The organism is Paenibacillus protaetiae (genome assembly GCF_004135365.1).
In the GTDB taxonomy this organism is placed as follows: domain Bacteria; phylum Bacillota; class Bacilli; order Paenibacillales; family Paenibacillaceae; genus Paenibacillus_AP; species Paenibacillus_AP protaetiae.
The window spans coordinates 566,670-586,052 of sequence record NZ_CP035492.1 but is presented as its reverse complement, the minus strand read 5'-3'; the positions used below and the strand labels follow the sequence as shown (position 1 = coordinate 586,052).

General features: G+C 51.1%; 16 protein-coding genes and 1 pseudogene. 3 read left to right on the top strand and 14 right to left on the bottom strand.

Features of this window, described 5'->3' with window-relative positions; genetic code table 11:
• The first annotated feature begins 75 nt into the window (after positions 1 to 75).
• Entirely contained in the window at positions 76 to 1,200 is a 1,125-nt protein-coding gene (locus ET464_RS02430) for a hypothetical protein (RefSeq protein WP_165279872.1), read from the top strand.
• On the opposite strand, the gene ET464_RS02425 is transcribed toward ET464_RS02430, so the two are convergent.
• Positions 1,189 to 2,424, bottom strand: coding sequence for a type 2 periplasmic-binding domain-containing protein (locus ET464_RS02425; RefSeq protein ID WP_129437943.1), 1,236 nt, complete (start codon positions 2,422 to 2,424; stop codon positions 1,189 to 1,191). The genes ET464_RS02430 and ET464_RS02425 overlap by 12 nt on opposite strands.
• Before the next feature lie 391 nt (positions 2,425 to 2,815).
• Complete coding sequence (locus ET464_RS02420) at positions 2,816 to 4,165, bottom strand: PhoH family protein (protein ID WP_129437941.1); 1,350 nt, start codon at positions 4,163 to 4,165, stop codon at positions 2,816 to 2,818.
• 101 nt (positions 4,166 to 4,266) lie between these two features.
• Between ET464_RS02420 and ET464_RS02415 the strand changes: the two genes are divergently transcribed.
• Positions 4,267 to 4,842, top strand: a complete 576-nt coding sequence (locus tag ET464_RS02415; RefSeq protein ID WP_129437939.1) for a YhcN/YlaJ family sporulation lipoprotein — start codon at positions 4,267 to 4,269, stop codon at positions 4,840 to 4,842.
• Positions 4,843 to 5,116: 274 nt separating this feature from the next.
• On the opposite strand, the gene ET464_RS02410 is transcribed toward ET464_RS02415, so the two are convergent.
• The 5 genes from ET464_RS02410 to ET464_RS02390 form a co-directional block, all read right to left on the bottom strand.
• Positions 5,117 to 6,151 carry an LCP family protein gene (locus ET464_RS02410; RefSeq protein WP_244226638.1) on the bottom strand — a complete coding sequence of 345 codons (1,035 nt, stop codon included), beginning with the start codon at positions 6,149 to 6,151 and terminating at the stop codon, positions 5,117 to 5,119.
• Between the two features lie 40 nt (positions 6,152 to 6,191).
• The gene (locus ET464_RS02405; RefSeq protein ID WP_129437938.1) at positions 6,192 to 6,503 is read right to left on the bottom strand and encodes a YlaH-like family protein; all 312 of its coding nucleotides are present in this window, start codon (positions 6,501 to 6,503) and stop codon (positions 6,192 to 6,194) included.
• Positions 6,504 to 6,595: 92 nt separating this feature from the next.
• Positions 6,596 to 8,434 carry a translational GTPase TypA gene (typA, locus tag ET464_RS02400; RefSeq protein WP_129437936.1) on the bottom strand — a complete coding sequence of 613 codons (1,839 nt, stop codon included), beginning with the start codon at positions 8,432 to 8,434 and terminating at the stop codon, positions 6,596 to 6,598.
• A 55-nt stretch (positions 8,435 to 8,489) separates the two neighbouring features.
• Positions 8,490 to 8,972 carry a hypothetical protein gene (locus ET464_RS02395; protein WP_129437934.1) on the bottom strand — a complete coding sequence of 161 codons (483 nt, stop codon included), beginning with the start codon at positions 8,970 to 8,972 and terminating at the stop codon, positions 8,490 to 8,492.
• Positions 8,973 to 9,151: 179 nt separating this feature from the next.
• A complete protein-coding gene (locus tag ET464_RS02390; RefSeq protein WP_129437932.1) occupies positions 9,152 to 9,823 on the bottom strand; it encodes a TerC family protein in 672 nt (223 codons plus the stop codon).
• 143 nt (positions 9,824 to 9,966) lie between these two features.
• On the opposite strand from ET464_RS02390, the gene ET464_RS02385 reads away from it, so the two are divergent.
• A complete protein-coding gene (locus ET464_RS02385) occupies positions 9,967 to 10,668 on the top strand; it encodes a TerC family protein (RefSeq protein WP_129437930.1) in 702 nt (233 codons plus the stop codon).
• Between the two features lie 58 nt (positions 10,669 to 10,726).
• Here the strand turns inward: ET464_RS02385 and thiI are convergent, their stop codons facing one another.
• The 7 genes and pseudogenes from thiI to ET464_RS02350 form a co-directional block, all read right to left on the bottom strand.
• Positions 10,727 to 11,956 (bottom strand): tRNA uracil 4-sulfurtransferase ThiI, encoded by a 1,230-nt coding sequence (gene thiI, locus ET464_RS02380; RefSeq protein WP_129437928.1) that lies wholly within the window; start codon positions 11,954 to 11,956, stop codon positions 10,727 to 10,729.
• 10 nt (positions 11,957 to 11,966) lie between these two features.
• Positions 11,967 to 13,130 carry a cysteine desulfurase family protein gene (locus ET464_RS02375; RefSeq protein ID WP_129444000.1) on the bottom strand — a complete coding sequence of 388 codons (1,164 nt, stop codon included), beginning with the start codon at positions 13,128 to 13,130 and terminating at the stop codon, positions 11,967 to 11,969.
• 94 nt (positions 13,131 to 13,224) lie between these two features.
• Positions 13,225 to 13,938 (bottom strand): lytic transglycosylase domain-containing protein, encoded by a 714-nt coding sequence (locus tag ET464_RS20520; protein WP_129437927.1) that lies wholly within the window; start codon positions 13,936 to 13,938, stop codon positions 13,225 to 13,227.
• 187 nt (positions 13,939 to 14,125) lie between these two features.
• A pseudogene (locus ET464_RS02365) lies at positions 14,126 to 15,486 on the bottom strand (dicarboxylate/amino acid:cation symporter).
• A gap of 232 nt (positions 15,487 to 15,718) precedes the next feature.
• Positions 15,719 to 16,456, bottom strand: coding sequence for a DUF6081 family protein (locus ET464_RS02360; RefSeq protein WP_129437925.1), 738 nt, complete (start codon positions 16,454 to 16,456; stop codon positions 15,719 to 15,721).
• A gap of 60 nt (positions 16,457 to 16,516) precedes the next feature.
• Positions 16,517 to 17,443 carry a prenyltransferase gene (locus tag ET464_RS02355; protein ID WP_129437923.1) on the bottom strand — a complete coding sequence of 309 codons (927 nt, stop codon included), beginning with the start codon at positions 17,441 to 17,443 and terminating at the stop codon, positions 16,517 to 16,519.
• 511 nt (positions 17,444 to 17,954) lie between these two features.
• On the bottom strand, positions 17,955 to 19,379 hold the full coding sequence (locus ET464_RS02350) for an MBOAT family O-acyltransferase (protein WP_129437921.1): 1,425 nt from the start codon (positions 19,377 to 19,379) through the stop codon (positions 17,955 to 17,957).
• Positions 19,380 to 19,383 lie beyond the last annotated feature (4 nt).

The following is a 19,383-nucleotide window of genomic DNA, read 5'->3' as shown; positions in this document are numbered from 1 at the left end:
CATACAATGAATGCTGTAACAGTTATAGGGCTTATCCCTTTTAACGGCAAGGAAGCCCGCGAAAGGAGGCAAGAAGTGGCCATTCACCGTTTCATTCAAAAAACCTTGCCCTTATTTATGTTCATGCTGCTTATAAGCTATCAGCCGGCAGCTTTGGCTGCTGCGCCGGGCGCGGACAGCCCGGGAACAGCGCAGCAGCCGGACAGCAGCGGCGACGATGTGCATCAGCTGCTGGAGCAAAGCTTATCTATAACGGAAATCGATAAGGAGATTGACCGAATCCGGCAGCAGCAGCAAACATTAGCTGCCGATATGGAAACAACCTCGGCCGAATTAAAGAAACAAGAGCAGCTCATGAAACAAAAGCAGGAGCAGGCATCCAAAGTCATCCGCGCCTACTATATGGGTGAACGCGACATATTGTACACCGCGCTGCTCCGCGCCGGCTCCTTGCAGAAGCTGTTGAACATCTGGGATTATGTGCAGATGATTTTTACAAGCGACAAACATGCGTTAAACGCCTACAAAGAACAATATGCCAAGCTGCAGGAAGGTTACTTGAAGCAGGAGGAGAAGCAAACCGAACTCGACCGTATTCAAAGCAATTTGTCCAAACAGCGCGAACGCGTATTGGCGTTGCAGTCGCAGGTTGACGAGCAGTTGAGCAGCCGGCCCGATGCCGAGCAGCTGAAGATGATGATCGAGCAGCTGAATTCATTTTGGGAAACTGCCGGTTTGCATGAAGTGGAGCAATATTTTGACGCATTGGACAAAGCGATGCGGAAGCTGCCGGATTTCATTGAAGGCAACAAGAAGTATTTGGAGATGAACGGATTCAATTATACGCTCCGGCTGCCGGACACCGATTTAAATGCCTTCCTCAGGCAGCAGGACGACCGGTTTCAGCATTTTCAGTTCCAGTTCAAGGACGGAAAAATTATCGCCTCCGGCGAAAAAGACGATATTTCCGTAAGCATTACCGGTCATTATTCCATTATTAACGATCCCGATAACGAGCTGCTGTTCCATGTCGATGAACTGCTGTTTAACGGATTTGCATTGCCGGATACGACCCGCGCCGAGCTAGAAAACAAGTTCGATCTCGGCTTTTATCCGGGAAGCATTGCTTCGTTCATTAAAGCTACCGACGTGGAGACGGCAAATGGCGAGCTGATCGTAAAGCTCAGCTTACGTTTGTGACAATCCATCTCCAAAATAAAACCAAAAAAAGCGGCGTTTCCGCCGCTCCAATCGCATAAAAACCCGCCGTAGCCGGCGGGTTTGTTTATTGTATCCTGATCTTGGCATGACATTATGAGCTTGAATCCGGCTGTTCTGCCATTTCCGTTGTAAGCTTGATCCAATTATTGTCCCATTCATCGGTATGAAGAGCCAGTGACTCGTCTGCTTCCGGTTCCGGGGCACATATTGAAGCTGCTGCAGCAGCCAGTTCGGCGGATACTCCGTTATCGAACCGCCGCTGCTCGCGGTCATATACAGCGCTTTGACCGAAGGAAGCTTGCCGTACATCCTGTAAGCTTCCAGCTGGCTGTTCAGGCCGGTCATCTCTTCAATCCATTTTGCCGCTTCTTCCGGCACTTTGCTGTGCGATGAAATAACAAAACTTCTGGCGTCCAGCCATGGTTCGCGAACAGGCCCTTTATCAACGATCAGCTTGCTTCGCTCGGATGCGCTTAACTGCAAATAAACGGACCACGGCACAAAAGCGGACAGCAGCTTGTCCTGCAGCAAAGCGCCAAGACGCTGCACGCCGCTGTCCAGTCCCTGGGTCTGGACGCCGCTCCAATTCGCCTGCAGCCAGCTTAATGCCGCTTCTTCCTGCTGGCGGAGCTGTCCGCCGGCGGGGGAGGCTTGCCCTTGTGCGGCGTCTTGCGCAAATGCGCCAAGCCAAGCAGCAGATTGTCCGGCGTCACCGCCGCTTAAATAAATATAAGGCACGCCGTCATCCTGTTTAATCCATTCTTCCATTAAGAGCTTGTAACTCTCCCAATCGTCAGGCGGCTGTGCACTGCCCAATGAAGAAAGCAGCGAGGCGCTCCAGACCCATATATACGGGTCAGCATCCTTAGGCGTGCCCCATGTGTAGCCATTCCATTTCAACGGCTCCACCAGTGCTTCCGCCTGCTCAGAGCCAGCTTCGGACATGCCAGGCGTCTCGGCCGGCTTAAGCAGGCCGCGCCCCGCAAAACGCCCTACAGAGCTGCTGTTCAGCAGCATAACATCGGGGCCGCTGCCCAGTTCGGCTTCATCCATCCATTTAGCCTCGGAGGCTTCCGTATCATTGGACAGCGAGACGGTAATGTTGGGATATTGGGTCATAAAAGTATCTGTATATTGTTTAAGGCCTTCAAATTCCGCATAGGTCATGGAAACGGTTACAGAAACGTTAACCGGCTCTTCCATTCCTGGATCTTCTTCGGAATCTTCCGTTTGTAACTTGCCATTTACATGAAGCAAACTATCGTCCTCAGCCGACTGCAACGCTGTGACCGATAATAACAAAGGTATGAAAAGCACAACAGCTGCGGTAATCCATACCCGCCTTGTCAGAGTAATCCCTCCTGTTCAGCTTCATTCATCAGATATAATAGCAAGTTCTGCCTATTTTGTCCAAATATTATTAAGAGGAAAGGCTCACTCCTGTAACTATTGTACTAGTTTTCATGCTGTATAAATAAAAAAACTGCATGCACGGAAAGCTGGGAGCGCCCTATGTCTGTGAGACAAGGGGCAGCCCCAATTCCCGAAACCATGCAGTTTTTTATTACTTGTTTATACGTGGCAGTCGCCCGGACTAGAGCAGGTCTGCGGCCAGCTGGGCAAGCTTCGAACGCTCGCCTTTTTCCAGCGTCATATGGCCGCTGATTGACTCCCCTTTGAAACGCTCTACAATATGTGTCAAGCCATTGCTGATGGAGTCCAAATACGGATGATCGATTTGCTCGGGATCGCCCATCAGTACAATTTTACTTCCTTCACCAACCCGGGAAACGATTGTTTTCACTTCATGTTTCGTTAAATTTTGAGCTTCATCGATAATAATGAACTGGCCTGGAATGGAACGGCCCCGAATATAGGTCAATGCTTCCACCTGGATGCTGCCAAGGCCCATCAAAATTTTATCAATGTCTCCTGATTTTTTAGTATCGAACAAAAATTCCAGATTATCGTAAATCGGCTGCATCCACGGACGCAGCTTCTCGTCTTTTTCACCCGGCAAATAGCCGATATCTTTGCCCATCGGAACAACCGGTCTCGCAATTAAAAGCTTTTTGTATTTATGCTCATCCTCTACTTTCATTAAACCGGCAGCAAGCGCAAGCAGCGTTTTGCCGGTGCCGGCTTTGCCGTTTAGCGTCACGAGAGGAATGTCGTCGTTGAGGAGCAGCTCCAATGCCATCCGCTGCTGCGCGTTGCGGGCCGTAATGCCCCACACGGCGTCGTTGCTTAAATAAAGCGGCTCGAGTTTCCCTCCATCCATGCTTACCCGGAGCAAAGCGGACTTCGAGGAGCCCATTTCATCGCGTAATATAACAAATTCATTCGGATTCAGCTGTACAGGAAGCTGAAGCGCCTCAACCGCAAGATAACGATAAGTATAAAATTCGTCAATCACTGCCGGATGGACAAATAACGTCACATAACCCGAATAGATGTCCGAAGACATAATAATGCGATCGGATAAATAATCTTGCGCTTGAACGCCAAGTACGTCTGCTTTAATCCGGACCAGCACGTCTTTACTGACCAGGATAACTTCCCTTGCGGCGGTAACCGTGCCGCTTGCTGCCAGATCTTCCTGCTCCAGCCGGTAATTCAGCGCAACCGCCAGTATCCGGTTATCGTTGGTTACATCGCCAAACATCTCTTGCAGCCTAATGAAACTTTTATGATTCAGCTCGACCTTCAGTACGCCGCCTTTCGGAAGCGGGATGCCTTCATGCAGCTGCCCTTCTCCCCGCATTTTATCCAAAAGCCGCGATACGGACCGCGCATTCCTTCCCAGCTCGTCAGCCAGCCGCTTCTTCGAATCGATTTCTTCCAACACCACCGCAGGTATGATGACCTCATTGTCATCGAAGGCAAATATCGCTTGCGGATCATGGAGCAGCACATTGGTATCGAGCACGAATATTTTTTTCATGAAAAACCCTCCCGGCGACGGAATTTCATAGGCATACATAGCCGCATTGTATTGCGGATACACTACTGCTGGATAGATGAAAAAAGGCGAGGTGGCACAACATGTATAAGCTGATAGCTGCAGTTCTCGTCATGCTGCTTGCGGCAGGCTGCGGTACTGTAGCGCGGAATGAAACATCACCCTCTCCCCAAAATAATAAAAACGTTCGGGTGCAGCAGACCGATCCGAGGGCGCCGGCAAAAGCCAGTTCCGCAGATGTTGCAAACCATTTGGAGCAGCTGGCTCGCTCCGTACCCGGCGTCAAAAAGGCTCACGCAGTAGTGATGGGCAATACGGCGGTAGTGGGCATTGATGTTGACGGCAATCTGGACCGTTCCCGTGTCGGAACCATTAAATATTCGGTTGCGGAAGCTTTCCATAAAGACCCTTATGGCATTAACGCGCTTGTAACGGCCGACATGGATCTCTCGAAACGGATTGCCGAGCTTGGCGCGGACATTCGCCGGGGCAAGCCGGTAACCGGCTTTGCCGAGGAAATGGCCGATATTATGGGCCGCATTATCCCGCAGGTTCCGCGTGATGTCATGCCTAAAGACGACGACCACGTTCAGCAGCAGCAAGCTCCGGCCGCTCCTGCTCCTGTTCAGACCAACCAAATGCATCATCACCATCATTAATGCGGTACAAGCAAGAAAGCCTGGTGAACGAGTCACCAGGCTTTCTTGTCATGCGCCGCGCACACTTGTCCGCAAGGACGAGCAGCGGCGATTGCATATGGTTTGGAAGTCATATCCTCTTTGCTGATCAGAACGCATGGTGCCGCTTTTGTTGCATCAGGCCATAGTCCGATGAAATGGGTTTGGGTCATTCGCATGATCTCCTTCTGGAGGAAATGGGATGCTGCAGCGTCCATGGTTCCATTATAAACAGATTAGCCCCGCCAGTCTATGGTCATTCCGCCATTTTTGCCTGAAGCGCCGCACGGGCTTCATCGAGCTTGGATTCATCCAGATACACATAAGGACTTTTCCATGTTCCTTCAAGCTGAATAAGCGTAATGTCCGAGCTGGATATGCCAAAATACGTTTTCAGCATGTTTTGCATTTCGTTTGAAGGCATATCGATCGAGAAGTTTTTGCCTACCGCTTCAATCACATCGCCCAGCTTCGTTACGCCGTTTAACGATTTCATCTTGTCGGTAATGAGGCTAAGCACCTGGCTTTCCCGCTGGTTCCGGTCAAAATCGCTCGACATGTTGGAGCCGTCATTCGATTTCCGATATCGGACAAAATCCAGCGTCTGCTGGCCGTTCAGCGTCTGCACGCCTTTTTTCAAGTTAATGTTGGTGCCGTCAGCCGTATCTACATACCTCATGTTGATATCGACATCGGCTTTAATGCCGTGAAGCGCATCTACAACATCGACAAAACCTTGGAAATTAATGATGCCGGTATATTTAATGTCAATGCCGTAATATTTGCTCATCATGCGGCTCATCGCTTGGCGCGCGTCTTCTTTCGCCGCGTCCTTGCTTAAGCCTTTTTCTTCAATCGCCTGATTGTAAAAATTCGCATAATAGCTGTTTGCTTTCCGTTCCTTATAGCCGTCCAGTTCAATCAGCGTATCGCGCGGCATCGAAACAACGGTAGCCGTTTTGGTATTCGGGTTAAATACCGCAACCATCATCACGTCCGTATTCATTGTCCCGCCTTTGGGACGGGTGTCCATGCCTAGCAGTACAATGCCCACTGCTTTTTTCTTGACGGATTCGGCAGCAGGAACCGTAACATTATCAACCGTGCTGGACGTATCAAGCGCATCGCCGGCTTTTTTCACGATATTGCCCAAATAGAGCGCAACAACAACGAGGACAACCAGCATCAAGCTTAAAAGTACACGCAGCACAGGCCGCTTTTTCTTTTTCCCCTTGCCGGATTTTGGAGCGGTTTTGCCCGAAGCTCTTGGAGGCAACGCATTTTGTGACACAAGCAATCACCCTCACGTCAAAAAGATTAACGGAGCCGGCCTACCGGCCTGGCTCCGCTTCGTTCACGGCGCCGCGTTCCGCCTTTTTTTTCTTATACTTGTCGTACAGCTGGCGGCCGCGGAGCATCAGCATCATAATGACGGCAATTCCCATGCATTGAATAATGGGAAGCTTGTCAACTTGAAGAATCATAAGCACAAAGGCGCCGATTGCCATCAGGAGGTATACGAGAACTTCTTTCAAAATCGGCAGTCTTTGCTGCGCCCGAAAAACGGTATTGAAAATATAAATCGTAAATCCCAATATAAGCACATAGGAAACGAAATGATGTTCGCTTAACCAATGCTGCATTCGGCAGCCCCCTTTATGGCGTGCTTGCAGGTGCCGTGCGCGCCGTCATGGACAGCGCGCAACTAAGGCATCCTTTATGAACTTAAGCGGCCTTAAACGCCGGCTTGCGACGTTTTGCGGTGTTTCTCCGCACGTTCGCGTTCGCCTTTGTTCAAAATCTTTTTACGCAGACGGACCGATTTTGGCGTAATTTCGCAATATTCATCGTCATTCAAGTATTCCAGCGCCTGCTCCAGCGAGTGGGTGCGAGGCGTTTTCAGCTTGACCGTATCGTCTTTCGTAGCAGAGCGGACGTTTGTCAGCTGCTTCTCTTTACAAATGTTAACGATAATGTCGTTGTCGCGTGTATGTTCGCCAACGATCATGCCTTCATAAATTTCCGTACCTGGCTCTACGAACAGAATACCGCGGTCTTCAACGCCCAGCATGCCGTAGAACGTCGACGTTCCGGTCTCGCTCGATACGAGCACGCCTTGGTGACGGCCGCCAACACCGGTAGCAAGCGGTCCGTAGCTGTCGAACGCATGGTTCATAATGCCGTAGCCGCGAGTCAGTGTCAAAAATTGCGTACGGTAGCCGATCAAGCCGCGTGCCGGAATAATAAACTCCAAACGGACCTGGCCGGTGCCGTTGTTGATCATGTTGACCATTTCCGCTTTGCGCGTTCCAAGGCTTTCCATAACCGCGCCCATGCTTTCTTCCGGCACGTCGATCAGAAGGCGTTCGTACGGCTCTTGTTTTTTGCCGTCTTCTTCCTTGATGATAACTTCCGGCTTGGAAACTTGAAGCTCATAACCTTCGCGGCGCATATTTTCGATCAGGATGCCGAGGTGAAGCTCGCCGCGTCCGGATACGATAAATGCGTCCGGGCTGTCCGTTTCATCCACGCGCAGCGCAACGTCGGTTTCCAGCTCTTTGAACAAGCGCTCACGCAGCTTGCGGCTGGTAACCCATTTGCCTTCGCGTCCTGCGAACGGGCTGTTGTTGACGAGGAACGTCATTTGCAGCGTAGGCTCGTCAATTTTAAGCACCGGCAGTGCTTCCGGTTTAGAAGAATCGGCAATCGTTTCACCGATGTTGATTTCGCGAATGCCGGCAACAGCGATAATATCGCCCGCTCCCGCTTCGTCGATCTCAATCCGCTTCAAGCCCTGGAAGCCAAACAGCTTCTCGATGCGGGCCTGTTTAACCGCGCCTTCGCGCGTCATCACGGCAACCGGCTGGCCTTGGCGAATAACACCGCGGTTAACGCGGCCGACCGCGATACGGCCCAGGTATTCGTTGTAGTCGAGCAGCGTAACAAGGAATTGCAGCGGCTCATCCATCGTTTCGGTCGGATGCGGAATATGGCTGACGATCGTTTCGTAGAGCGCCTCCATGTTCTCATCCTGCTTCTCCGGATCGAGGCTGGACGTGCCCATCAATGCGGAAGCATAAACAACCGGGAATTCCAGCTGGTCGTCGTTCGCGCCAAGCTCAATGAACAGATCCAGCACTTCGTCGATCACTTCTGCCGGACGAGCGGCCGGACGGTCGATTTTATTCACGACAACGATTGGCGTCAGTTGATGCTCAAGCGCCTTGCGAAGCACGAATTTCGTTTGCGGCATGCAGCCTTCATAAGCGTCGACAACAAGCAATACGCCGTCAACCATTTTCATAATCCGTTCAACCTCGCCGCCAAAGTCGGCGTGTCCTGGCGTGTCCACGATGTTGATCAGATTTTCTTTATACGTGATCGCCGTATTTTTGGCCAGGATGGTAATCCCGCGTTCGCGTTCCAAATCATTGGAGTCCATCGCCCGCTCTTGAACGGCTTCATGCTCACGGAATGTACCAGATTGTTGAAGCAGCTTGTCGACCAATGTCGTTTTACCATGGTCAACGTGGGCGATAATCGCGATATTGCGGATGTTTTCTCTTGCATGCATAACTACTAATCCACTCCAATTTTCTTTTTTATATATTACAATAAGCGTCCTTCATTCACCAGCGCGAACGTTTGGCGAACGTCATCCATCCGCCTGCGGCGATAAGCACGATCGCAACAGCGTACATGCCCCAGCTCCATACAAGCGACAGGATGATCAAAATGATGGCGGCGCCGCCAAGTCCAAGCGACGTCGTCAAGATAGCACGAGTTCGGGAATTGCCAAGCAAGTAATATTCATATAGTCCTACGGCGATGCCAAGCAAAAATACCGGCCATAAATAATGGATGACTTTCCAGCCGAAAATGTTGCAGAAAATAAACAACACCGTATAAACAATTAGCATGCCCCCCGGAACCAGCACAGTAGCGGGAAGCATTCTGCCAAAATAAAGTACATGCAGCAGAATCCCTGGAATTAAAACCAGCAGCGGCCAAAACATGGCCCCTAAAAAAGAAAAGACCCCCCATTTGCCCAGAAGTATGACAATTCCAGCCAATAGCAAAATAATTCCAGCGGAATATTTGTTATTCGGCATCTCGCTTCCGCTCCTTACAACGTCCCACTCAAGAATTGACGAAAGACGACAATTTTTATCTATACTAGTTTAAAGGAAGTGAAGTGAAAATGCCAGTGCAAAGGTAACCTTCCTTACAAAAAAATACCGATAGCCAAGTTGCAGGCAATCGGTATCGGAACAAAACCCGTCCTTTCCGCCTATATCCCTTTGCGCCGGCGGATCATAATTCCCGCCGCAATGACCAGCGGCGCACAGAACAGCGGAACCGCTTCGGTCGCGGTTTTGGCCCAGCTGAATGAAAGAATGAGCTCGCGGACGCCGGTGTCATGCACAAGCATCCCGCCCGCTGTGTAGCCAAGCAGGCCTGCACCCAAATAAACGAGAACCGGGAACCGCTGAAGCATCGTGCCGATCAGCTGGCTGCCCCAAATAATCATAGGTATGCTTAACGCAATCCCGAGCAAAATAAGAACAGCTTTGCCATCTGCAACAGCGGCGATTGCCAGCACATTGTCCAGGCTCATCACGAAATCAGCCGCTACAATCGTGCGGATGGCCTGTCCGAGCGTCTTCGCTTTGGGGCCGGCATGCCCTCCGGCCGGTTCGCCGGCATCCGTCAGCAGCTTGATGGCAATATACAGCAGCAGAACGGCACCAACAGCCTGTATATAAGGCGTATCCAGCAGCGATAGCGCCGCGAATGTAAGCAGGCATCTTAAGCCGACAGCGGCCAGCGCTCCCCACCAAATCGCCCGCTTCCGCTGTACGGGAGGCAAATGCTGGCTCGCCATCGCGATCACAACGGCATTATCGCCGCTTAACAGCACGTTGACCAATACAATTTCAATAAAAATAATCAGGTTATCCACCGGTTCTCCGCCTCCTCTCTTACACCTGTATGTCCTGTCCAAAAAGAATATGTCCTAAAAAATGAACCCATCTTTAAAATCAAACGTATATAATGTAGACTTTTAAGGATGGAACAAGCCGCCAAAAAGGAGGGGACAAACGAATGGAATTGTTTACAGTTGACTTTTGGTCCGCTCTGCTCGTCATTGTATTTATCGATTTAATGCTGGCAGGCGATAACGCCATTGTCATTGGCATGGCAGCCCGCAACCTGCCAAAAAGCCAACAAAAAAAAGCGGTTATTTACGGCACAGCCGGCGCGGTTATTATCCGGATTGTCGCAACGCTTATTGTTGTCAAGCTGCTGGGCGTGCCATGGCTGCATTTGATCGGCGGGCTTCTGCTCGTCTGGATTGCTTATAAGCTTCTGACGGAAGAGGAAAATCACGACGATATAAAAGCCGGCAATACGTTAGGCCAGTCGATCCGCACCATTATTCTCGCGGATGCGGCAATGGGCATTGATAACGTTCTGGCAGTAGCCGGCGCTTCGCACGGAGACGATCTGCTTGTCATTATCGGGCTGTTAATCAGTATTCCGGTTGTCGTATGGGGCAGCACAATATTTATCCGCCTGATCGAGAAATTCAGCTGGATCGCTTATATCGGCGCCGCAGTATTAGGTTACACGTCAGCCAAAATGATTGCGCACGAAAAAGCGTTCGGCGATTTTTTCACCTCAAACGACTTGCTCTACTGGTCATTCGTTGCCGTCATTATCGTATTGATTTTATTGGCCGGCGTTTGGAAAAACAATCAAAACCGCAGCAAAATGCTGCAACAAAAAAGCAGAGAATCCCACTAGCGGGTTCCCTGCTTTTTTGTGTGTAGATGGCCTAACTCCTAAGAACGGCAAGGCCGGGTCAGAACCAGTCGTCCTCCGGGGAAGATTCCCCTGCCGGAGCGTTTAAAGGCTCGTCCGGCGTCAGCACAATCGTATCGGTAGAAGCAACAGCGTCTGCAAGAAGCTGATCGTAATTTTCGATGGAAGCTTCCACCTTCTCGACAACGCCCAAATTCGGATTCGTGCTGGGCGACTTTGGCAAAAACAGCGTACAGCAATCTTCATAAGGCAAAATCGACGTTTCAAATGTGCCGATCTGCTCTGCGATATGAATAATTTCATTTTTGTCCATCATAATGAGCGGCTTGATGAGCGGCAGCGTGCACGCTTTGCCGATCACATTCATGCTGCCCAGCGTCTGGCTGGCCACTTGGCCGAGGCTTTCGCCGGTTACAATGCCGCCCGCTTTATATTTGCCGGCCAGCTGCTCCGTAATCCGAAGCATCGCCCGGCGCATCATCGTAATGATCAGATTGTCCTGCTTTTGCTGCGCCAGCACCGTCTGCATTTCCGTAAACGACACCATATGCAGCTTAAACGGCGCGCCAGCATAATACGAAAGCCGCTTCGCCAGCTCGATCACTTTATCTTTCGCCTGCTGGCTTGTAAACGGATAGCTGTGAAAATGGACCGCTTCCAGCTCAAGGCCTTTTCGAAGGCCCATATAGCCCGCTACAGGACTGTCGATTCCACCCGACAGCAGCAAGAGCGCTTTGCCGTTCGTACCAAACGGAAAACCTCCTGCGCCCGGTACAGTGACATTGTACAAATAAGCAGCTTCCTGCTGAATGTCGATATTCAGCTGCACATCGGGGTTGCGCACATCCACCGTCAAATCCGGTATTGCCCGCAGCACATGGGAACCGACCAGATGATTCATTTCCTGCGAGCCGTGAGGAAACGGCTTCCATGTTCTTCTTGCCGATACTTTAAAGGTGGACGGCTGCTTCACCGCTTCCTGCATAAGCGCCAGCGCCTTCTCCCGGATCGCTTCCAGCTCCGGTTTCGCCGCAAGCACCGGGCTGAACGAAATAATGCCGAATACATCCTTCAGCCTTTCCGCTACAGGCTCGTAGGCCTGTTCGTGAAGGTGGATGTACAGCCGGCCGTAAATTTTCGTATAGGTCAGCGCTGTAAACGGCGCCAGCGCCCGCTTGATCTGCTGCTCCATCTGCCGTTCGAAACGGCCGCGGTTTCTTCCTTTTAACGTTAAATCGCCGTAACGGACAAGTATTCTTTCATAACGCATCTTCGCTTTCTTAACCCCTCTCCAGCGGCTTCAGCCGCCTCACGACGGCTCTTAGGCCGTCTTCCAGCTTCTTGATGTCTTGCGGTGTATGCTCGTCTCCAAAGCTGATCCGAATGCCGCCAGATGCCTGCGCCCGTTCTAAGCCCATGGCAAGCAGCACGCGGCTTGGCTTGTCATCCTTCGAGGAGCATGCGGACTTGGTGCTGGCAATAATGCCGGCCTCCTCCAGCATATGGACCATCACTTCCGGTTTCATCCCCGGGTAGGACACATTCACGATATGCGGAGCCATCGGCGCGCCGGCCGCCATCGCGTCGGCAGAGCCATTCAGCTTCAGCTCGGGAATAGACTCAATCGCCTTAATCAGCTGGCTGCGCAGCGCATACATTGCTTCCGCCCGCTCCTCTGCGGATGACATCGTCATCCGGAACGCTTTGGCCGCCGCAACGATGGCTGGCACATTTTGCGTGCCGGCCCGCAGCGCGTGCTCCTGTGAGCCGCCCGACTGCAGCGGCTGCAGCCGCAACCCTTCGCGCACATACAAGAAGCCGACCCCTTTCGGGCCGCGCAGCTTATGGGCCGAACCGGTCAGCAGATCGATTCCCCAGCCTTTTATATCTACAGGCAGCTTGCCGATGCTTTGCACCGCATCTACATGGAACAGCGTCTTCGGCCGGTCTTTCAGCAGCCTGCCGATTTCGGCAATCGGCTGTACCGAGCCGGTTTCGTTGTTCACATGCATTACGCTAACCAGAATCGTATCGTCGGACAACTGTTTCTGAAGCTCGCCCGGGTCGACATGGCCGGTCACATTGACCGGCAAATACGTAACCCGGAAGCCTTCCGCTTCCAGCTGCTTGTACGCATCATAGACCGAAGCATGCTCAATAGCGGTCGTAATAATATGATTGCCCCGGCTGCGGTAAAATTTTGCCGCTCCCTTCACAGCGAGGTTATTGCTTTCCGTTCCTCCCGAAGTGAACAGCCATTCTTCCGGCTTCGTTCCCGTTGCGCCAGCAAGAACGGTTCTTGACCGTTCCACCAGCTTATCAGCCTGCAAGCCGGCGCCATGAATGGACGACGGATTGGCGTAATGCGCCTTCATCACCTCTGCCAGTGTCTGAATCACTTCATCATACGGAGGTGTTGAAGCGCAATGGTCAAAATATAGCATGTTTATCAAAACACCTTCCCTAAAAAATGAAAAAACTCCATACCGGAGTCTTTTCATAACCTCATTTTATAATACGAAGACTGCCTTAACCAGTCTACCGCACATTTAATACCTTTGCCACATAGTTGCGTGTTTCTTCGGGCAAATGGCTTAGTTTTTGCTGCAGTTCCTCATTGGTCTGTATGCCGAGACGGTCAATGGTCCCGGGACCGGCATTATAAGCAGCTACCGCGACCTGGTCGTTGCCGTTATATTTGCGCAGCAAATAGGACAAATAACGAGTGCCGCCGTTAATGTTTTGGGCCGGGTCAAACGAGTTCGTAACGCCAAGCGTACGGGCAGTTGAATCCATCAGCTGCATCAGCCCTTTTGCGCCAACCGATGAAACTGCGTCCGGCCGAAAACCGGATTCCGTCTGGATCACTGATCGGATCAGCTGCGGATCTACGCCGTATTTGGCGGCGGCGTTCGTGATGAGGCTGTCGTAATCCGTTCCAGCCCCGGCTAAATCGCCTAATCCGCTCAAGTCACCCAAACCGCTTAAATCGCTCAGTCCCTGCAAGCCGGGCCAAGAACCGGCTGAACCGGCGCCGGCAGCAGAGTTATCCTCTCCGAAATCGAGCGCCCCGATACTCGACGGGCTTGCCCCAGCATTCATATATTGCGACAAAAGCATATCAAATATTGAAGTTCCGTTATCATCCGTTTCCGTACCCAGCGCACTGGCGGATGACGAAGAAGTCAAATTAAGGCCCGGCGTCAGCTGCAGCTTAAGCATATTGCTTATGATTCGAGGATCAATATTCATGATGCCCTCCCATGAGGTCTAATTGAAATCATTTCCTATTATTATCGGATTTTATTGTACCTGTTTTTAGACCCGGCGGCTATTTTTTTCGAATGACATCGGGTTTGAGCCTAACGACAACAGAGCTGCCCGGCTCCGGGCAGCTCCATCTCATTATTGTATAGATGCCAGCTGGCCAGCCAGCCGGTTAAGAAGCAGGGTTCAGCTCAAGCGGGTCTTCCTCGTTGCGGTCGAACGCCTCGCGGTCGAATTCTTTTTCCGATACGGCGACCAGCAGCGTGGAGACCGTCGTCCCGGTTGCGTTGACGGCCGTGCGGCCCATGTCGACGATTGCATCAATCGCCAGCACCAGCCCCAGTCCTTCAAGCGGCAAGCCCAGCGCGGTTAATACAACGGTTGTCGAGATCGACGCCGGCCCAGGAACGCCGGCTACGCCTATCGACGAGAACATGCTGACTACAACAATGAGCACATATTGCGAGAAGCTAAGGTCAATGCCGTATACGTTGGCTACAAAAATCGCCACGACCGCCGGCCATACCCCGCCGCAGCCGTTCATATTCATCGTTGCGCCGAGCGGCGCGACAAAACTTGCAATACGCGGCGATACGCGCAACCGTTTCGTCAGCACTTCCAGGTTAACCGGCAGCGTCGCGTAGCTGCTTCTGGTTGTAAACGCCACAGCAATCGTCGGATAAGCCTTACGCAAAAATTTCAGCGGGTTCACTTTCGCCCCGAAGGTGACAAGACCGCCAAACGTAAGCACAAAATGAAGAATCAACGCCACGTACGTACATATAATAAGGGCGATTAACGGCTTAAGCGTGTCAAAGCCGTAGCGGGACGCCATTGATCCGATCAGCGCATATACGCCGTAGGGCGTCAATCGGATAATATATTTTGTAACCTGATGCATGACCTGCGTCAAGGAGTCGATCAGCCGTTTGACCGGCTCCACCGCTTCCGGCTTTTTGCCGCCCAGATGAACAATCGCGACAGCCACAAAGATCGCAAAAATAAGTACGGGCACCACCTTGCCCCAGCCATATCGCCTATCGGGTTAGAGGGGACGAGGTCGAGGATGACTTGCGAGAAGGTTGGTATTTCACGAGCCTGAAAGCCGTCTGCAGCAGTCTGGCTGAAGTTATGTCCGGGATGGATAATAAGCGCAACAATCAGCCCGATTAACGCCGCAATGCCGGTCGTCACCAGAAATAAAGCAATTGTCTTGGAACCGACGGCGCGGAGCTGCCCGAGGCTGGAAATCGACGTAATGCTGGAGATGACCAATACGGCGACAAGCGGCATGACCAGCATTTTGATCAAATTAACATAAATCGTTCCAAGCGTTCCGATGCTTGTTGCATCCAGATCGGACTGATTCAGAATGACGCCCACTACAATGCCAAGGCCTAATGCAATAAGCACCCGGTAACCAAATCCGAGACGCCTTCTGCCCAAGTAAAACAAAACACCAATGACAACAATGGAGATGAGCAAGCTGACCCAGTTCGTTTCAATCGCGTGAATGAGGTTGTTTTCTTTCATTGTGCAGCAATCCTCCTTTTCCTTATTGTTGTTCCTGTCTCCCGGGCGTTAACATCACATCTACCTTCCCGGGGATGTCAGTCTTATTTGGCCTAGAGATACTTATGAGCTTGTGCGGCAAAATATACACAAAAAACCGGCCCAAGCTGTTGGAGCTTGGGCCGGTTGCAGGACCTGCTGTTAGGAGGAATCGGTTATTTTTGAGAAACCGGCTTCCGGGATGCCGATTACATTACGCTTTAATTTCCACGGTCACCGGGGAATACTCGGCGATAACCGTTTGTCCGTGCACAGATACGCTGCCTGACGGCGACAAATCTTTTTCCGTCATAATGCCTAGGCAGACGTAGAACTCATTAAACTTCATCGGGATATTTTTCTCGCGGCGCACTTCGCGGCCGTTCAAATAAAAGACGGCTTCGTCCTCCGCCTGGCTGTACGTAATTTTGTACGTATTAAATTCGCCCGCTTCAAAATCCGTTTCTTCTTTAAAGACACAAAAATATTTCGTTTTGCCCGTATCCGGCACTTGTACGCCCGGGAACGGCAGAATGGCATATACGCTGGCATATTTGTCATTGCTCACAAAAAAATCAAGCGCTGCGCCGGTCGTAAAATCAAGCAGGTTGAGCGAAACAAAACCGTCGTACAAATCTCCCGGAGCGGTACCTTGCGTCCGTGCCCTCATCTGCAGCTCAAAGCTGATTTCGCCGTTCTCCGGCACCTTCACCGGCTCATTGGAGAAATACATATGTTTGGCATTGTCCAAAATTTGCACGTGATTGTTTTGCTTGCTCAGCTTCGCGCGCACATACAAAATACCGTTGCGGACAATGACAACCGCTTCCGGCTCGCGGTATTCCCAGAACGATCCGTCCGGCAGCGGAAAGCCGCCTATCTTCCATACTTTTCCTTCTTCCAAAATCGAGTGGAAATCGCCCAGCACAAATTGTTGTTCGTTGTTATCCATGATGTCTGCTGCTCCTTTGTAAACGTAATTTGCAGTTAGTGTACAGCCATTCCATAAACGTTACAGCCATTCCGTTAAGCCTTGGACCAACAGCGCCGCAACCATCAGCAGCCCGCAGCGTGTAGAAGACTTGACCGCTGCCCCCATAAGCGGCAAATATTTAACCGATTCATTCGTAGCGCCAAGCTTGTTATAGACGGCATAGATCGGAATGATCATGAGCAAGCCAAGCAGCGCATAGAGCGGCAGCGCTCCGGCCAGCACACATACGATCAGGCAGATATAAGCGATAAGGAGCAGCAGCCGTGAAAACTGAAGCGCCCTGCGCTCACCCCATACTACGACAAGCGTCCGCTTGCCGGCAGCCCGGTCGGCTTTCCAATGGAGGAAATGATGGTTAAACAAGATAAGGGTTGTAAGCAGACCTATCGGCAATGACAACAATACGGCCCGGTAGTCGATCTCGGAAGTTTGCACATAATAGGAGCCTGCAACCGGTAAAAAACCGAAAGCTATCAAAATAGCGATCTCGCTGTAGCCTTTGCCTCTATACCCCAGCTTCAGCGGCGGAGCGACATAAAAATAAGCAATTAGCGCTCCAAGCCCGGCGAACAGCCACACAAGAGGACCGCTCATAAAAACAAGCGCAATGCCGCAGACGGCGGCTATGCCAAACAACGTCCACGTTACTGCGGCAAATTGGCGGTAGGACCAGACGCCGTTCGTCAAATAACCGGAATTGGTTGATATCGCGCCTTCCGTTTCTTTGGCCGCACCGTCGGCGCCATTTTTAAAATCCCATAAATCGTTGATCATATTGGAAAACAAATGGACAGCCCCGCCGCCAATTAAGGACAGCAGCAGCGGAATCCAGCGGATTTCCCCGGTCCACGCATATGCGCCTGCAGCACCAAGCGCGATCGGAATTAGTATGACCATAATGACGCTCATACGGGACGCCTTTTTAAATTGCTGAAAAATGTTCATGTACTCCCCAACCATCCTGTCTGCTAAGCAATCTGTCTGCTAATGATAATGAGAATCTCTTTAGTTATTGAAACATTTGTCGAAACCATTCGTCAACCGGAAGTGAAAGCGCAAGAGGGGAATGATTGCCAATTGATGAGCGAAAGTTCACTAACCTTTCAATTCTTCAGCTCTTCTTCCCCTTCCAATCGTCCTGCTCCGTCTAGTATGATAAAGATAAAGATATTCCCGCTGTATCATCAAGAACGGCTGAAGCGTGAACGTAAGGGAGGTTATGCAAATGGCAACGGCATCAATTATTTTGTTATCGGCTTGCTTTATCGGCGGCATGATCGTATTAGTCAAAGGCGGCATGAGCGCTATCAAACTGGAAGATAAAGAGCACTAATATTCCTTTCCTTTGCGAAATGGGCCATATAAGCTGACAATCAAGAAAGCCGCCTCCAGGGTCATCGAATGACCTCGGAGGCGGCCTTTTTAAGCTGCGGTTGCCGAACGGTTAAATTCGTCTTTAAAACTGAAAGTAAATAAAGCTGCTTGCTTTTCCATTCGTCAGCAGCAGCAGCAGCGCTGCAGCCACGGCCGCGTATACTGCGCCTCTGAGCCAGAAAGGGATCCCCGTCTGCCATGCAAGCGACAGCCGCTTGAACCAGGAGACTATTAGATGCTCTGCAAAATGAAGCAGATAAAAGCAGCCGGCAACGAGGACAAACTTCCACACTCTCGGCGATGGCTCCACGCCGGTAAAGAGCAGCATTTGCTTGATCATATGGAGCGCATCCGCCAAGCTGCCGGCACGGAAAAATACCCATCCGATTACCGTCATATGAAAAAACAGCGCCACTGCTGCAGCTCGATACAGCTTGGACGAATAAAGGCGGGTCCAGCCGAATTTTTTGACCAGCTTGGCATAATACCGGTGAACCGCTTGAAGCAGGCCGTGGTACAGCCCCCACAATATAAATGTCCAGGCTGCGCCATGCCATAACCCCGAGATCGTCATCGCCGCAATCAGATTGAAATAAATTCTCCATTCCTTCACGCGCGATCCGCCAAGCGGGATATAAATATAATCGCGGATCCATTGGGATAACGTAATATGCCATCTCCGCCAAAATTCCGTCGGATTTGCGCTTAAATACGGCGTTCTAAAGTTAAGGTCAAGCCGCAGCCCGAGCAAATAGCCGATGCCTACCGCCATCTCGCTGTACGCGGAAAAATCATAATAAATCTGAAACGCAAACAAATACGTCGCATACCACGCTTCCACCCCGTTTAGCGCACCTGCATGTTTGTAATATTCGTTGACGTGGGGCACAATCAGTTCCACAATGACCAGCTTTTTGGCCAGCCCCATCAGCAAATAAGCCAGGCCAAGCTTAAAACGGGCGCTGTTCCATGTTTTCCCGTTTATGCGCCGGAGCTGCGGCAAAAAATCGCCGCCCCGCAAAATCGGCCCTGCAGCCGAATGGGCAAAAAACGAAATAAACACCCAAAACTCCAGCCAGGATCGGCTCGACTGCAGCTTTCCTTTATATACGTCAACGAGATAAGCGATGAGCTGAAACGAATAAAAGGAAATGCCGATCGGCAGCACAAGCGAATGCTCGCCAAATCCGCCCGGCATGGAAAAGCCAAACGCGTCCTCCAGGCTGCTAACGGCAAACAGCGAATATTTGAAAAAAAATAAATTGCCGAGCACAACCGTCAAGCCTGCCGCCAAAGCCGGCTTGCGAAGACGTCCGCCTAGCGCCTTGGACAATATGTACACCACTGTTACAACCGATGCAAACAATACAAAATATCCGGTACCCGCATAAGCGTAAAACACGGCATTAGCGATGCCAATCCACACGATCCGGGCACGGGGAAGCAAATAATAGGCTGCAAATACAACCGTTAAAAAAACGAGAAACGTCAATGAATTAAACAGCATCCGC

Coding starts and splice junctions, on each gene's coding strand:
- ET464_RS02415 (WP_129437939.1), top strand. CDS start 4,267: ATGTATAAGCTGATAGCTGCAGTTCTCGTCATGCTGCTTGCGGCAGGC.
- typA (WP_129437936.1), bottom strand. CDS start 8,434: ATGCATGCAAGAGAAAACATCCGCAATATCGCGATTATCGCCCACGTT.
- ET464_RS02350 (WP_129437921.1), bottom strand. CDS start 19,379: ATGCTGTTTAATTCATTGACGTTTCTCGTTTTTTTAACGGTTGTATTT.
- ET464_RS02405 (WP_129437938.1), bottom strand. CDS start 6,503: ATGCAGCATTGGTTAAGCGAACATCATTTCGTTTCCTATGTGCTTATA.
- ET464_RS02360 (WP_129437925.1), bottom strand. CDS start 16,456: ATGGATAACAACGAACAACAATTTGTGCTGGGCGATTTCCACTCGATT.
- ET464_RS02425 (WP_129437943.1), bottom strand. CDS start 2,424: ATGGAAGAGCCGGTTAACGTTTCTGTAACCGTTTCCATGACCTATGCG.
- thiI (WP_129437928.1), bottom strand. CDS start 11,956: ATGCGTTATGAAAGAATACTTGTCCGTTACGGCGATTTAACGTTAAAA.
- ET464_RS02420 (WP_129437941.1), bottom strand. CDS start 4,165: ATGAAAAAAATATTCGTGCTCGATACCAATGTGCTGCTCCATGATCCG.
- ET464_RS02355 (WP_129437923.1), bottom strand. CDS start 17,443: ATGAACATTTTTCAGCAATTTAAAAAGGCGTCCCGTATGAGCGTCATT.
- ET464_RS02385 (WP_129437930.1), top strand. CDS start 9,967: ATGGAATTGTTTACAGTTGACTTTTGGTCCGCTCTGCTCGTCATTGTA.
- ET464_RS02375 (WP_129444000.1), bottom strand. CDS start 13,130: ATGCTATATTTTGACCATTGCGCTTCAACACCTCCGTATGATGAAGTG.
- ET464_RS02395 (WP_129437934.1), bottom strand. CDS start 8,972: ATGCCGAATAACAAATATTCCGCTGGAATTATTTTGCTATTGGCTGGA.
- ET464_RS20520 (WP_129437927.1), bottom strand. CDS start 13,938: ATGAATATTGATCCTCGAATCATAAGCAATATGCTTAAGCTGCAGCTG.